This is a genomic window from Streptomyces sp. KMM 9044, assembly GCF_024701375.2.
Lineage (GTDB): Bacteria > Actinomycetota > Actinomycetes > Streptomycetales > Streptomycetaceae > Streptomyces.
Genome location: NZ_CP113910.1, coordinates 6,814,880 through 6,827,679, shown reverse-complemented (window position 1 = coordinate 6,827,679; position 12,800 = coordinate 6,814,880). Strand labels below are relative to the sequence as shown.

Genomic DNA, 12,800 nt, shown 5'->3' with positions numbered 1-12,800 from the left:
ACCGAGCGCTCCCCTGACCGACCGAGGACTGACGGAGGCATGAGCGCACCGCTGCACGAGGCCCGGCCGGCTGCTCCGGGGCGGGTGCTGCCCTCGGCCGGTCCGGAGCGCGCCACCGACCGGGAACGACCGAGCGCTCCCCTGACCGACCGAGGACTGACGGAGGCATGAGCGCACCGCTGCACGAGGCCCGGCCGGCTGCTCCGGGGCGGGTGCTGCCCTCGGCCGGTCCGGAGCGCGCCCTGCCCGACACCCAGCAGGGCATGCGCCGCCGCAACCTCTCACGGGTCATGCACACCGTCAGCGCGGAGGGACCCCTGTCCCGGGCTGCCGTCGCCTCGCGCATCGGCCTGACCAGGGCGGCGGTCTCCACCCTGGTCGACGAGCTGATCCGCTCGGGCCTGCTGGAGGAGCTGGGCCCCGAACGGCCCGGACGCGTGGGCCGGCCGGGCTCGGCCCTCGCCGTCAGCGGACGCGGTCCGTCCGGGGTCGGCGCCGAGATCGGCGTCGACCACCTCGCGGTCTGCGCGGTCGACCTGCGTGGGGAGGTCCGGGCACGGGCCGTGCGGCACGTCCCGAACCGCGGTCGTTCTCCCCGGACGGTGACCGGGGAGCTGACCGCACTGCTGCTCCGCGTCGTCGCCGCGATCGAGGACGAGGGTCTGTGGCCGGCCGGGCTGACCGTGGCCGTACCGGGCCTGGTGGCACGCGGCGCGCGGACCGTCGTCCGCGCGCCGAACCTCGGCTGGCACGACACCGACCTCGGTGCCCTGCTCCCGGCACGGTTCCCGCTGACCGTGGCCAACGAGGCCGACTGCGGCGCGCTGGCCGAGCTCTGGCTCGGCCAGCAGACCCCGCGCGACTTCCTCCATGTGTCGGCCGAGATCGGCATCGGCGCCGCGGTGGTCGTGGACGGGAAACTGCTGCTCGGGAAGCGGGGCTTCGCGGGCGAGCTGGGTCATGTGCCGGTCTGGCCCGACGGCCCGGAGTGCGCGTGCGGCGGCCGTGGCTGCCTGGAGCAGTACGCCGGCGAGGAGGCCGTGCTGCGCGCCGCCGGCCTGACGCCCGGCGAGGACCGCGTGGGCCTGCTCGCGGGCCGCGCCGAGCAGGGCGACCCCGCCGTACGACGTGCGCTGCACGACGCGGGAACGGCGCTGGGCATCGCACTGACCGGGGCGGTCAACCTCCTGGACCCCGAGAGTGTGGTCCTGGGCGGCGCGCTGTCCGGGCTCGCCCCCTGGCTGCTGCCCTCGCTCCGCTCCGAGCTGGCCCGGCGCACGGCGGGCCCGGCCTGCCCCGTCTCGGTGTCCGCCCTGGGCCCGGAGGGCTCTCTCCTGGGCGCGGCGCACTCGGTGATCCGGGGCGTCCTGGACGACCCCGCGTCCGTCGCCGAACGGGCTTGAGTCCGCTCCTGGGCGCACGGTGCCGGTGAGGTCACCGTGAAGGTGGTTGTCGCGGGTCGGTACGCCTGGGGCCTGTCCGGCGGATCATGCCGAAGACGCGAGGCCCGGCACGCCCTCCCCCGGGCCCTTCGAGCAGGGGGCGCCCCCATCGGCGTTGTCGTCGGTTGCCGGCTCCCCCGCTCCCGGCTGCGCTCGAGCGCGGGCACCCCCATCGCGCCGACACCCTCCTCCACCCTGCAGCCGAACGCACCAGCCCCCCTCGACCCAGCTGGACGGACGCCGCCGGTCACCTCCGACTCGACCCACCGGACAGGCCCTAAGTTGTTCTGTCCACGGAGGTTGGTGACAGGTTTCACGGTGGGATGATCTTGAATGAGTGAGGGCCCTCCGGGTTCGGTGTGGATTGCGACATCACCATCGAACGACCGGAAGGCCCTCATGCCCCACCGTAATGCACCCCTGACCGAGACCGGACGCCTGCGTCTGGCCCGCTGCGTCGTCGACGACGGCTGGATCCTGCGCCGGGCCGCCGAACGCTTCCAGGTCTCACCCACGACCGCCCAGCGCTGGGCCACCCGCCAGCCGCGTCCCCAACCTCACGGGTCAGTACAGCACTGCCGGACCGCCAGTTCCCCAGCGTGCGGGCGAACTCCGCGGCCTGTCGTACCTTCACCGGCGCGCTCGTTCCGGTGACACGGGTCACCGGAACCGCCCCGGCCCCGGCCGGCAGCCACGTCAGCAGGCGTTCCGCCCCGCCGCCCCCAAGCCAGTCCCCTCACTGGAACGCCTCGGCCATGGCGTGGAGGTTCAGCTCGCTCAACGGCGTGCTCCTGCCGCCCCTGCGCAGCCGGTCCCCGGAAAACTCCACGGTCCGCGCCAGCGGATTCCACGACTGCTCCCCGTAGAGCATCCGGCTCACCACAATCCCCGCCCCCCCCCATGCCCGCGCGGTGGGCTCGGCGGAGCCCGGACCGCCCCCGTCGGTCGCCGGCAGCTAGTTGCTGACGGCGAAGCGCATCAGGGCGTGCTCGTCGCCCTGCTTGACCTTCCCGGTCGTGTTGATCACTTCGAGCTTCCACGTGCCACCGACCCGGATCGCCCTGGCCACGGCGCAGCCGTTGTCCTGGGTGAGCAGGCTCGGCCAGATGTCGGCGACCTGCTGCGTGCTGCCCCCGCTCGCGTCATAGACCTTGAAGCTGATGTTGCGCGCCTTCTGGAAGGAGGAACCCTTCTTGTACGCGGCGGCGACGAACACGATCGACGTGATGTTGGGCGGGACCCGGGCGAACTCGACGGTCACCGTCTCGTCGTCCCCGTCGCCGTGGCCGGTCTGGTTGTCGCCGCTGTGAACCAGCGCGCCGTTGCCCAGGGGGTCGAGCGAGTCGAGACCCGCGAGGCGCACCGGGTCCCCGCCCTGCAGGGCAACGGCGATCAGGTCGAGGTCCGTGCCGGCCTTACGGCGCAGCTTGCCCATCACACCGCCGCTGCTGCCGGCGGTCGGGTCCCAGGAGACCCCGATGGACAGATGGGTCACTCCGTCCAGGTCTGCCGGGCCGTCTTCCTTCGTGAGCGTGATCATGGGTGGGTCATCCTTCGTCAAGGCGGACTACGACACGCAAAGTGTGCCTGATGCCCTGCATGCCCCTCGTGACCGGCCCCGAGGAGAGCCCGGAGGGCCTCCAGTCGGTGTCCTCACCCGGTCCTCACCCCAGCCGCCGCTCGAGTTCCGCGCGGTCGGAGCCGAACCAGAGCTGGTTGCCGCGGTCCGCTCGCGCACGAAGTCGCGGAGGGCATCGCTGCCGGCCACGTGGGAGGCGATGCCGCCGATGACCGCCGGGCGGAGGCGGTAGTCGACGAACTTCTGCACCACGTCGCAGACGACACCCGAGCGCAGGGAGAAGAAGTCGTCCGCCACTCGCTCGACCGGGACGGCCACCGTGTCCGCCTGACGCCCCAGGGCATCACCGATCAGATCGAGAGCGGTCTCACCGCCGCCCGGTTTCGTCCCGTCCTTGTCGCACAGGAGAGCGGAGACTCCGCGCACGGCCGCGAGGTGACTGTCTGTCATGATTGATCGCACGTGAGGGAGTGCGTCGCCTCACTGATCGATTACGAAACGCCCAACTACTGGTTACTGCACGGTGAGCGAGTCACTATGAGGCCATGACACCGGCGCAGCGAGCCATGGAGCGACTCCGGGCCTGGCCCGACCTCACCGTCTGCAAAGCAGGGTGCGGTACCGGACAGGCTCTCCGTTCCGCCCGTGACGAGGTCGTCCACTTCCACTCGGGACGGGATGTCGACCTCCACCTCACCCGTCGCGCCATCCAGCGCTTCCGCTACGACCTCAGCGCCTCGACCGCGATCCAGCTGGTGCCGGGGTCGAACTGGGTGACGGTGCATCTGGACTGTGACACCGACGTCGACCTGCTGCTGACCCTGGTGAGCGTCGCCCTCAAGGCTCACCAGTCCATCCCGCTCCCCTCTCCCGTGCCGACGGCCACCGGGTGCAACTTCCACCGGGTCACGGTGCTGCCGCGCGACCCGGTGACCGAACACTGAGAGGACGCCCGCTCCCCGCCGTGGGCGGGTCAGGGGCCCTCACCCGCCCACGGCGCCGGGCCTCACGGCCGCAGACCGCTGACGATGTCCGCCGTCGCGGTCAGGCCGCTGTGGATGGCGGGAGCGATGTCCGAGCCGGCCAGACAGAACCCGAGCAGCAGGCAGACGATCCCGTGGGAGAGCTTCAACCCGCCGTTGCGCAGGAAGATCACCGCCAGGATCGCGAGCAGCAGCACCACAGAGATGGAAATGGCCATCGTCAACCTCCTCCGCCACGTCCGCTTCGCGGCGTTCGGCCGCAAGTGTGGCGTAGTGGAGGGTTCGTCCGGGCGGCCGGCCTGTCCTCCGAACGTGTGGTGTCCACGACGTACCGCGGTCGGCACTCGCCCTGCGGCGGGAGGTGAGCGTCCTACCGTGGGCGGTACGCGTCGAGGAAGGATTCCAACCCTGCGAGGTCGTCGGTGTTGAGGTGGTCGACGTCCGCGGCGACCAGTTCGCCCCACAGGGCGTCCCGGGCGGGGCCCGGCAGGTCGGGGGTGGCCCAGAACCGTACCGTCCGGCCGTGCCCGTGCGCGGCACCCACGATGTCGTGCAGCTTGCGGCGCTCGGCGTCGGGGAAGACGCCGACGCCCCGCCAGGTGAAGTGGAGCGTCCAGTTGTCGCTGATCAGCGGAACCAGGGAGGAGCCGGCCGGGCCGCCGAGGTCGGCCAGCCGGCCGTCGTAGAAGGCGTGCCGCACCCGCTGGGCCTCCATGGGTGCGCGGGCGGCACGGTGGCCCGAGATGACGGCGGTGACCGGTCCGGGCAGCACCCGGCCGCCCGCACAGGTGGTGAACAGGTGCCGGTACCGCCGGAGATGGCGATGGAGCTCGAGGTAGGTGGACGCGCCCTCGGTCTTGATGTCGATGAGCAGTTGGAGCGGCTTGCGGTGCCCTCGGTACACCGACCCGTGGTGGGCCCGCACGCGGGCGGCGAGGGGGTCGAGGTAGAGGGACTCGAGGGTGCGGGACGGGTCGAGGTCCTCGGGGTCGTGGCCGACGAGGAGTCGGTCTCCCACGAGGTGGATGTCGGCCTCGACGCTGCCGAAGCGGTGGCCGAGGGCGTCGAGGAGGGGACGCGGGTGCTCGTAGTCGTTGTGGGCGTGGGCCCGCCACAACGGACGCGGCCGGTGCCTGTGTTCACCGGCCAGCGCCTGGGTGGCCGGCAGGGCGATCGAGGCCGCGAGGGCGGTACCGAGGGTGGTGAGGGCTCCGCGACGAGTGGTGAGGGCCATGCTCCGCCTCCCTGGAACGGCGTACGGGGACCTCTGGAGTATGAGGCCTGCACGGACCCGATGAGCATTGCCATGAAGCGAGTTGGCCGATCCGCCGTCACACGTTCACCTCCGGGAACCGCCGAACCCACGGGCACACGGACGCACGGGAGAGCCCGCCTGAGGGTGGGCTCTCCCGTGGGATTCGGCGGTATGGCCGGGTACGTGATGTTACGTCAGGGTGCCCGCAGGTCGACGAGTTCGGCCAGTGCCTCGCGGTGGGCGCCCGCCGTGCCGTAGGCGATCGAGTCGGCCTTGGCCCGCTTCAGGTACAGGTGGACCGGATGCTCCCAGGTCATCCCGATGCCGCCGTGCAGTTGCAGCGCCTCCTCGGCGGCACGGACGGCGACCTGGCCCGCGTAGGCCTGCGCGACGGCGACGGCCGCATCGGCGTCGTCACCCGCAGCCGTCGCGCCGGCAGCCAGTGTGTCCGCCGCGTTGCGGGCCGCAGCGCGGAGGTTGACGGCCTCGAGCCACAGCCGGGCGAGCCGGTGCTTGAGCGCCTGGAAACCGCCCACCTGCCGGTTGAACTGCCTGCGGTCCTTCAGGTAGCGGACGGTCTCCGTCAACGACCATTCGGTGAGTCCGAGTTGTTCTGAGGCCAGCAGTCCGGCACCCGCGTTCAGGGCCCGCCGCACAGCGGGCCCTGCGTCGCCGACCCGCTGTCCCGGGGCGCCGTCCAGGACGACGCGGGCGAGGGGACGGGTCAGATCCAGGGACGTCTGCCCGGTGACGGTGACGCCGGTGGCGTCCGTCTCGACGGCGTACAGCCAGCCGTCGTCCGCCGGGACGAGCAGCACATCGGCCGCGTCCGCGTCCGCGATCCCGGCCAGTTCTCCGCGCAGGACGCCATCCGCCGCGCGGACGGCGGGGAAGAGCGCGCCGGGGGCGGTGTGCAGAGGGACGGCGAGGGCGCCGATCCTGCGCGCGGACGCCAGCGAGGCGAGCACCTCGCCCCCGCCGGCACAGGCCAGCAGCGCCTCGGTGGCTACGACGGCGCTGGTCAGATAGGGCACGGGGGCGACGGCCCGGCCCAGCTCCTCCAGAACGACCGCGGCTTCCCGGTGCGTGGCGCCCTGGCCTCCGCGGTCCTCGGGTACCAGCAGCCCGGCGAGGCCCATGCCGTCGGCGAGCGCCTTCCACAGGGACAGGTCGTGCGGGGCGTCCGACTCGGTACGGGAGATCACCCGGGCCGCGTCGCAGTGGTCGGTGAGCAGGTCCCGGACGGCGGCGCGCAGCGCCTCTTCCTCCTCCGAGTACAGGAGAGCGGGCTGTCTGCTCTCCGGATTCGCCGGACCCGCCGGGCCGGTCCTCGTCGGGCTCGTCGGGCTCGTCGGGCTCATCGGGCCAGCTCCTTCCAAGCGACGTCCTTGTCGGTGCGCGGCTCGGCCGGAAGGCCCAGGACGCGCTCGGCGACGATGTTCAGCAGGACCTCGCTGGTCCCGCCCTCGATGCTGTTGCCCTTGGAGCGGAGGTAGCGGTAACCGGCCTCGCGGCCGGTGAAGTCGACCAGTTCGGGGCGGCGCATGGTCCAGTCGTCGTACAGCAGGCCCTCCGCTCCGAGGAGTTCCACTTCCAGGCCGCTGATCTGCTGGTTGAGGCGGGCGAAGCCCAGCTTCATGCCTGCGCCCTCCGGGCCGGGCTGGCCGGCGACGAGCTGCTGGCGCAGGCGTTCGCCGGTGAGCCGGGCGACCTCGGCCTCCACCCAGAGCCCCAGCAGACGCTGGTGCAGGTCGTGGGTGCGCAGGTCGGGACGTTCGCGCCAGGTCCTCGAGACCGGGCCGATCATGCCGCCCTCACGGGGCAGCCGCATGCCGCCGATGGCCACGCGCTCGTTGTTGAGGGTGGTCTGCGCGACCCGCCAGCCGTCACCGACCTCGCCGAGCCGGCAGGAGTCGGGGATGCGGACACCGGTGAGGAAGACCTCGTTGAACTCGGCCTCACCGGTGATCTGGCGCAGCGGCCGCACCTCGACGCCGGGGTCGGTCATGTCGCAGACGAAGTAGGTGATACCCCGGTGCTTGGGCACGTCCGGGTCGGTACGGGCGATGAGGATGGCCCAGCGGGCGGCATGGGCGCTGGAGGTCCACACCTTCTGCCCGTCGACCACCCAGCCGCCCCCGTCCACGCGGACCGCGCGGGTCCCGAGGGCGGCCAGGTCCGACCCGGCACCCGGCTCGCTGAACAGCTGGCACCAGACCTCCTCACCGGTCCACAGCGGCCGCAGGAAGTGGCGCTGCTGCTCCTCCGTGCCGAACCGCAGAATTGTCGGTGCGGCCATGCCGAGGCCGATGCCGATGCGCCGCGGATCGTTGTCGGGCGCCCCCGCGGCCTCCAGCTCGGCGTCCACGATGGCCTGGAGAGACCGTGGGGCGCCGAGCCCGCCGAGTCCCTCGGGGTAGTGCACCCAGGCGAGTCCTGCGTCGAAGCGGGCCCGCAGGAAGTCGAGGCGGTCGGTGGTGGCGGGTGGCTGTGCGGCCAGCAGCTCCTGGGTGCGCCGCCTCAGTTCGGCTGCGTCGGTCATGCGGTGGCTCCGTTCTTCGCCGCGGGCAGCACGACGACCCGTCCGGTGGTGACGCCGTCCGCGACCCGCTGCACGGCGTCGGCGGCGCCGGACAGCGGCACGCGCTCGCCCACCAGCGGCTTGACAACACCCCGGGCGGCCAGCTCCAGGAGCCGTTCGTGGCAGTGCTGGACGAGTTTCGGGTTCCTGGTGTTGTAGAGACCCCAGTGCAGGCCGAGGATCGAGTAGTTCTTCACCAGGGCGTGGTTCAGCGCCGCGCTGGGAATCGTGCCGCTCGCGAAGCCGACGACCACGATCCGGCCCTCGAACGCGACGACCTTGGTGGACTGGGTGTAGGCGTCCCCGCCGACCGGGTCGTAGATCACATCGGCGCCGCGACCTCCGGTGGCCTCCTTCACCGCGGTGATGACGTCCTGCTCGTGCCGGTCGATCACCACGTCGCAGCCCAGTTCGCGGGCGACGGACACCTTGGCGGCTCCGCCGACCACGCCGATGACGGTGGCGCCGGCGTCCTTTCCGAGCTGCACGGCCGCGCTGCCGACGCCTCCCGCGGCGGCATGCACGAGCAGGGTCTCGCCGGCCTCGAGACCGGCCCGGCGGTGCAGCCCGAACCAGCCGGTCTGGTAGCCGACGTGGAGGGCTGCGGCCTCGGCGTCGTCCAGCACGTCCGGCGCGGAGCGCAGTACGGCGGCGTCCGCGACGGCGTACTCGGCGAAGCCCCCGTACGGCAGCGCGGGGCTGGCGAGCACCCGGCGTCCGTCCTCGGTCTCGCCGCAGATCTCCACGCCCGGGGTGAACGGCAGCGGCGGCCTGACCTGGTACTGGCCCCGGCACATCAGCGCGTCCGGGAAGTTGATGTTCGCGGCGCGCACCTTCAACAGGACCTGACCCTCACCGGGTGCCGGCCGCTCCACGTCCGCGAGGCGCATCACCTCGCCCGGCTCGCCGGTCTCGTGCACCTGCCATGCCTGCATGCGGAGCCTCCACGGGACTGTGAACGTCGTGTTCGCCTGACCGGGTCCACTGCATACTAAGCGGTCGCTTGCCTTCAGGGAACCATCTCGCACGTCACGGTCTCTCCCCCCTCGCCCACGTCCGCCGGGGGACTCGTCCGTCAGGACCGCTTGGGACGTGCCCGCACGTGCATGCGTTCCCCCTGTGGGCCGAACAGGCTGAGGAACTCCACCGGCCCCTCCCCCGTCGACCCGAAGGCGTGCGGCACGCGCGTGTCGAACTCCGCGGCCTCCCCCGCCGTCAGCACCACGTCGTGCTCGCCCAGCACGAGGCGCAGCTTGCCGGACAGCACGTACAACCACTCGTAGCCCTCGTGCGTACGGGGTTCGGGCTCGAACGTGCGCTGTGGTTCGAGCACCTTGTACGCCTGGAGCCCACCGGGCTGGCGGGTGAGCGGCCAGTGGGTGCGACCGCCCTGCTGGAACGGCTTGGCGCGGATGCGCGGATCGCCGACCGGCGGCGCGCCGACCAGTTCGTCCAGCGGCACCTGATGGGCCTGCGCGATCGGCAGCAGCAGTTCGAGGCTGGGCTTGCGGAGTCCGGACTCGAGCCGCGAGAGGGTGCTCACGGAAATGCCGGTCGCCTCGGACAGCACCGCGAGCGTCACCTCCCGCTCCTTCCTGATCCGCCGCAGCCGGGGGCCCACATCCGCGAGAACGTCGTCGGTAGTCATACGGATATTGCAGGATCGGCAAAGACATTTGTCAATCCGGTAGTACTCGGGCGACGGTCGACGTGGAGGTGGTCAGCATGACCGAGAAGAGGGGCAAGCCCCGCGACGGATTCGCTCACGGGACCGGAGGGACGGACGGCACCGGTGCCGGTGCCGGTGCCGGTGCCGACTACGATGTGGTGGTCGTCGGAGGCGGTGCGGCCGGACTGTCCGCCGCGTTGGTGCTCGGCCGGGCCCGGCTGCGGGCCCTGCTCGTCGACGCGGGCGAGCCGCGCAACGCGCCGTCGCCCCACATGCAGGGTTACCTGTCGCGGGACGGGATGTCACCGGCCGCGTTCCTGGCCGCCGGCCGGGAGGAGATCGCGGGCTACGGTGTCGAACTGCTCGCGGGCCGGGTGACGGACGTGACCCGCACCGGCGGCGGCACCCGGCCCGGCACCAGTGGCGGCGGGGACCTCACCGTGCTGCTGGACGGCGGCCGGAGCGTGCGTGCCCGGCGCCTGGTCGTCGCCACCGGGCTGAAGGACGAACTGCCCGCGGTCCCCGGTGTCGCCGAACGGTTCGGGCGGGACGTGCTGCACTGCCCGTTCTGCCACGGCTGGGAGGTCCGCGACCAGCCGTTCGGGGTGCTCGCATCGAGCGCCATGGGTGTGCACCAGGCACTGATGGTGTCCCAGTGGTCCAAGGACGTCACCTTCTTCCTGCACACGGTCGCCGAGGAGGAGCTGTCCGACCAGGACCTGCGCCGGCTGGCCGCGGCCGGCGTCGACGTCGTGCCCGGCGAGGTCGCCGGGCTGGTGGTCGAGGACGACCGGCTCACCGGCGTCCGCCTCGCCGACGGCTCCGTCCACGCCCGCTCCGTGCTGTACGTCGGGCCACGTCCCGTGCCGCAGACGAGCCTGCTGGAGCGGCTCGGCGCCGAGCTGTCCGAAACCCCGTACGGCGCGTACCCGGTGGTGGACCCGACGGGGCTGACCTCCGTGCCGGGCGTCTGGGCGGCGGGCAACGCGGTCGGCTTCGCCGAACAGGTCGTCCACGCGGCGAGCGGCGGATACCGCGCGGCGGCCGCGATCGTCGGAAATCTGCTGATGTCGGATCTGGACGCCGCGGTGACCGGGTGATCCGCGGCGGCCCGGGTGGGGAACGCCGGGCTCCGTAGCACCATGGCTGCATGCTGCCGTCCCGGCTGGCCCACGTGTCGCAGGAGGCCGCCCCCACCTCGGCGCGGTCCCGGAAGGTCGCACTGCTCGCCGAGCTGTTCCGGGACGCGGAGGCGGACGACGTGCCCGTCGTCATCCCGTGTCTGGCGGGCCGGCTGCCGCAGGGGCGGATCGGCGTGGGCTGGAAGACGCTGAGCCGGCCGGTCGCCCCGGCGGACCGGCCGACCCCGACGGTGCGCGCGGTCGACGCCCGGCATGGAGTGGCCTCCGAGGTCGGGGCGGATGCGGGAGTTCCCGGAGCCGGACCGGGTGGAGTGGCTCCCCCGGACCGGGCACGGGGGCTGGTCGTCTCCGCCCAGGCTGCGTTTCTCGACCGCTTGGCGGAGCACTCGCCCTGAGGAACCCTCCCGCGTTGCGACGCCTACCGCCGCGCGGGAGGGTCGACATGCACGCCCCGTCCCCAGGGAGGCCAGCCATGCCCATCGCAACGGTGAATCCGACGAACGGTGAGACGCTCAGGACGTACGAGGCCATGGGCGAGGAGGAGACCGAGCGTCGGCTCCAACTCGCAGAGGCCACGTTCCGCACGTACCGGACGACGACGTTCGAGGAGCGTGCCCTCCTGCTGCACCGGGCCGCCGATCTCCTCGACGAGGACCGGCACAGCATCGCCGGGGTGATGACCACCGAGATGGGCAAGCCGGTCGGGCAGTCCCGCGCGGAGGCCGCGAAGTGCGCCAAGGCGATGCGCTGGTACGCCGACCACGCCGCTGGCCTTCTCACCGACGAGGAGCCCGACGCGTCCGACGTGAAGGACTCCGGCGGCTCCCGGGCTCTGGTGCGTTACCGGCCGCTCGGCCCGGTGCTCGCCGTGATGCCGTGGAACTTCCCGCTGTGGCAGGTCGTACGGTTCGCCGCGCCCGCGCTGATGGCCGGCAACGTGGGCCTGCTCAAGCACGCCTCGAATGTGCCGCAGACCGCCCTGTACCTGGAGGACCTGTTCCACCGGGCGGGCTTCCCCGAGGGCTGCTTCCAGACCCTGCTCATCGGCTCCGCCGCCGTCGACGCGATCCTGCGGGACGAACGCGTCAGGGCGGCCACCCTCACCGGCAGTGAGCCCGCCGGACGCGCGGTGGCCGCCACCGCCGGGGAGATGATCAAGAAGACGGTGCTGGAACTGGGCGGCAGCGACCCGTTCGTCGTGATGCCGTCCGCCGACCTGGACCGGGCCGCCGAGGTCGCGGTCACCGCGCGGGTGCAGAACAACGGGCAGTCCTGCATCGCCGCCAAACGCTTCATCGTGCACACCGACGTCTACGACGCCTTCGCCGAGCGCTTCACCCGGGGCATGCGGGCGCTGAAGACCGGCGATCCCATGGACGAGGCGACGGACGTCGGCCCCCTCTCCAGCGAGCAGGGCCGAAAGGATCTGGCGGAGCTGGTCGAGGACGCCGTACGGTCCGGGGCCCGTGTGCTGTGCGGCGGTGAACTCCCGGACGGGCCCGGCTGGTACTACCCGCCGACCGTCCTGGCCGGGATCACCCGCGACATGCGCGTCCACCGGGAAGAGGCCTTCGGTCCGGTCGCCACGCTGTACCGGGCGGCGGACCTGGACGAGGCGGTGCTGATCGCCAACGACTCCCCGTTCGGACTGAGTTCCAACGTCTGGACGCGTGACGAGACCGAGGTCGACCGTTTCGTCCGCGATCTGGAGGCGGGCGGCGTCTTCGTGAACGGGATGACGGCGTCCCATCCGGCGTTCCCGTTCGGCGGGGTCAAGCGGTCCGGGTACGGGCGTGAGCTGTCCGGGCACGGAATCCGCGAGTTCTGCAACATCACCACGGTTTGGCACGGTGCGTGACGCTCACGCGGCTACGATCCGGTCTGTGAACCGCGAAGTGACTCTGCCTCTGATCGTCGACCACCGCGGTACCTTGCAGGTCTCCGCGGCGGACGTGAGCAAATTGCTGCGCACGGTGGGCGGCCGGTGGCTGCACCTCGTGGAGTCGGGCGACGACCGGCTCGACGAGGACACGGTCGCCGCGCTCACCATCGAACTGGCGAAGCTGGCCGACCGGATCGACGTGGCGTGCATCGCGCACAGCAGCGGGGGCAGGGCCTAGGGTGCGGCCGACGGTCGCCGGTCATGTGT

At 72.2% G+C, this 12,800-nt stretch carries 15 protein-coding genes and 3 pseudogenes; 9 read left to right on the top strand and 9 right to left on the bottom strand.

Annotated features, from left to right (window positions below; translation table 11 throughout):
- Positions 1–39: 39 nt before the first annotated feature.
- The 3 genes and pseudogenes from HUV60_RS30545 to HUV60_RS30535 form a co-directional block, all read left to right on the top strand.
- The gene (locus tag HUV60_RS30545; protein WP_257853265.1) at positions 40–171 is read left to right on the top strand and encodes a hypothetical protein; all 132 of its coding nucleotides are present in this window, start codon (positions 40–42) and stop codon (positions 169–171) included.
- The gene (locus tag HUV60_RS30540) at positions 168–1,403 is read left to right on the top strand and encodes an ROK family transcriptional regulator (protein WP_257853264.1); all 1,236 of its coding nucleotides are present in this window, start codon (positions 168–170) and stop codon (positions 1,401–1,403) included. The genes HUV60_RS30545 and HUV60_RS30540 overlap by 4 nt, the downstream gene beginning before the upstream one ends.
- A 438-nt stretch (positions 1,404–1,841) precedes the next feature.
- A pseudogene (locus tag HUV60_RS30535) lies at positions 1,842–1,982 on the top strand (IS481 family transposase); the annotation flags it as partial.
- A gap of 196 nt (positions 1,983–2,178) precedes the next feature.
- Here the strand turns inward: HUV60_RS30535 and HUV60_RS30530 are convergent.
- The 3 genes from HUV60_RS30530 to HUV60_RS30520 form a co-directional block, all read right to left on the bottom strand.
- Entirely contained in the window at positions 2,179–2,322 is a 144-nt protein-coding gene (locus HUV60_RS30530) for a hypothetical protein (RefSeq protein ID WP_257853263.1), read from the bottom strand.
- Between the two features lie 75 nt (positions 2,323–2,397).
- Positions 2,398–2,982, bottom strand: coding sequence for a TerD family protein (locus HUV60_RS30525; protein WP_257853261.1), 585 nt, complete (start codon positions 2,980–2,982; stop codon positions 2,398–2,400).
- Between the two features lie 27 nt (positions 2,983–3,009).
- A complete protein-coding gene (locus HUV60_RS30520; protein WP_257853260.1) occupies positions 3,010–3,471 on the bottom strand; it encodes a DUF4180 domain-containing protein in 462 nt (153 codons plus the stop codon).
- 95 nt (positions 3,472–3,566) lie between these two features.
- Here HUV60_RS30520 and HUV60_RS30515 point away from each other — a divergent pair, with 95 nt between their 5' ends.
- A complete protein-coding gene (locus HUV60_RS30515; RefSeq protein ID WP_257853258.1) occupies positions 3,567–3,965 on the top strand; it encodes a luciferase domain-containing protein in 399 nt (132 codons plus the stop codon).
- A 62-nt stretch (positions 3,966–4,027) separates the two neighbouring features.
- Here HUV60_RS30515 and HUV60_RS30510 read toward each other — a convergent pair whose 3' ends face one another.
- From HUV60_RS30510 to HUV60_RS30485, 6 genes are all read right to left on the bottom strand, one after another.
- Positions 4,028–4,222, bottom strand: coding sequence for a hypothetical protein (locus HUV60_RS30510; RefSeq protein WP_257853257.1), 195 nt, complete (start codon positions 4,220–4,222; stop codon positions 4,028–4,030).
- 152 nt (positions 4,223–4,374) lie between these two features.
- Entirely contained in the window at positions 4,375–5,238 is an 864-nt protein-coding gene (locus HUV60_RS30505) for a phosphatidylinositol-specific phospholipase C/glycerophosphodiester phosphodiesterase family protein (protein WP_257853255.1), read from the bottom strand.
- A 215-nt stretch (positions 5,239–5,453) separates the two neighbouring features.
- Positions 5,454–6,620 carry an acyl-CoA dehydrogenase family protein gene (locus HUV60_RS30500; protein WP_257853254.1) on the bottom strand — a complete coding sequence of 389 codons (1,167 nt, stop codon included), beginning with the start codon at positions 6,618–6,620 and terminating at the stop codon, positions 5,454–5,456.
- Positions 6,617–7,801, bottom strand: a complete 1,185-nt coding sequence (locus HUV60_RS30495) for an acyl-CoA dehydrogenase family protein (protein WP_257853252.1) — start codon at positions 7,799–7,801, stop codon at positions 6,617–6,619. Before HUV60_RS30495 ends, HUV60_RS30500 begins: the two co-directional genes overlap by 4 nt.
- Positions 7,798–8,775, bottom strand: coding sequence for an NADPH:quinone oxidoreductase family protein (locus tag HUV60_RS30490; RefSeq protein ID WP_257853251.1), 978 nt, complete (start codon positions 8,773–8,775; stop codon positions 7,798–7,800). Before HUV60_RS30490 ends, HUV60_RS30495 begins: the two co-directional genes overlap by 4 nt.
- A gap of 140 nt (positions 8,776–8,915) precedes the next feature.
- A complete protein-coding gene (locus HUV60_RS30485) occupies positions 8,916–9,488 on the bottom strand; it encodes a helix-turn-helix domain-containing protein (RefSeq protein ID WP_257853250.1) in 573 nt (190 codons plus the stop codon).
- 77 nt (positions 9,489–9,565) lie between these two features.
- Here HUV60_RS30485 and HUV60_RS30480 point away from each other — a divergent pair, with 77 nt between their 5' ends.
- From HUV60_RS30480 to HUV60_RS30460, 5 genes and pseudogenes are all read left to right on the top strand, one after another.
- Positions 9,566–10,609 carry an NAD(P)/FAD-dependent oxidoreductase gene (locus HUV60_RS30480; RefSeq protein WP_257853249.1) on the top strand — a complete coding sequence of 348 codons (1,044 nt, stop codon included), beginning with the start codon at positions 9,566–9,568 and terminating at the stop codon, positions 10,607–10,609.
- Between the two features lie 50 nt (positions 10,610–10,659).
- Positions 10,660–10,935, top strand: a pseudogene (locus HUV60_RS30475) (ATP-dependent DNA ligase); the annotation flags it as partial.
- A pseudogene (locus HUV60_RS30470) lies at positions 10,895–11,046 on the top strand (DNA mismatch repair protein MutT); the annotation flags it as partial. The pseudogenes HUV60_RS30475 and HUV60_RS30470, both read left to right, overlap by 41 nt.
- Before the next feature lie 77 nt (positions 11,047–11,123).
- The gene (locus tag HUV60_RS30465; protein ID WP_257853728.1) at positions 11,124–12,509 is read left to right on the top strand and encodes an NADP-dependent succinic semialdehyde dehydrogenase; all 1,386 of its coding nucleotides are present in this window, start codon (positions 11,124–11,126) and stop codon (positions 12,507–12,509) included.
- Between the two features lie 25 nt (positions 12,510–12,534).
- A complete protein-coding gene (locus HUV60_RS30460; protein WP_042169596.1) occupies positions 12,535–12,771 on the top strand; it encodes a DUF6213 family protein in 237 nt (78 codons plus the stop codon).
- Positions 12,772–12,800: the final 29 nt, after the last annotated feature.

What these genes read in the sequence shown, in the direction of transcription:
- HUV60_RS30465 (WP_257853728.1), top strand. Translation starts at nt 11,124, where the DNA reads ATGCCCATCGCAACGGTGAATCCGACGAACGGTGAGACGCTCAGGACG.
- HUV60_RS30495 (WP_257853252.1), bottom strand. Translation starts at nt 7,801, where the DNA reads ATGACCGACGCAGCCGAACTGAGGCGGCGCACCCAGGAGCTGCTGGCC.
- HUV60_RS30505 (WP_257853255.1), bottom strand. Translation starts at nt 5,238, where the DNA reads ATGGCCCTCACCACTCGTCGCGGAGCCCTCACCACCCTCGGTACCGCC.
- HUV60_RS30540 (WP_257853264.1), top strand. Translation starts at nt 168, where the DNA reads ATGAGCGCACCGCTGCACGAGGCCCGGCCGGCTGCTCCGGGGCGGGTG.
- HUV60_RS30510 (WP_257853257.1), bottom strand. Translation starts at nt 4,222, where the DNA reads ATGGCCATTTCCATCTCTGTGGTGCTGCTGCTCGCGATCCTGGCGGTG.
- HUV60_RS30490 (WP_257853251.1), bottom strand. Translation starts at nt 8,775, where the DNA reads ATGCAGGCATGGCAGGTGCACGAGACCGGCGAGCCGGGCGAGGTGATG.
- HUV60_RS30545 (WP_257853265.1), top strand. Translation starts at nt 40, where the DNA reads ATGAGCGCACCGCTGCACGAGGCCCGGCCGGCTGCTCCGGGGCGGGTG.
- HUV60_RS30500 (WP_257853254.1), bottom strand. Translation starts at nt 6,620, where the DNA reads ATGAGCCCGACGAGCCCGACGAGCCCGACGAGGACCGGCCCGGCGGGT.
- HUV60_RS30480 (WP_257853249.1), top strand. Translation starts at nt 9,566, where the DNA reads ATGACCGAGAAGAGGGGCAAGCCCCGCGACGGATTCGCTCACGGGACC.
- HUV60_RS30485 (WP_257853250.1), bottom strand. Translation starts at nt 9,488, where the DNA reads ATGACTACCGACGACGTTCTCGCGGATGTGGGCCCCCGGCTGCGGCGG.
- HUV60_RS30525 (WP_257853261.1), bottom strand. Translation starts at nt 2,982, where the DNA reads ATGATCACGCTCACGAAGGAAGACGGCCCGGCAGACCTGGACGGAGTG.
- HUV60_RS30515 (WP_257853258.1), top strand. Translation starts at nt 3,567, where the DNA reads ATGACACCGGCGCAGCGAGCCATGGAGCGACTCCGGGCCTGGCCCGAC.
- HUV60_RS30520 (WP_257853260.1), bottom strand. Translation starts at nt 3,471, where the DNA reads ATGACAGACAGTCACCTCGCGGCCGTGCGCGGAGTCTCCGCTCTCCTG.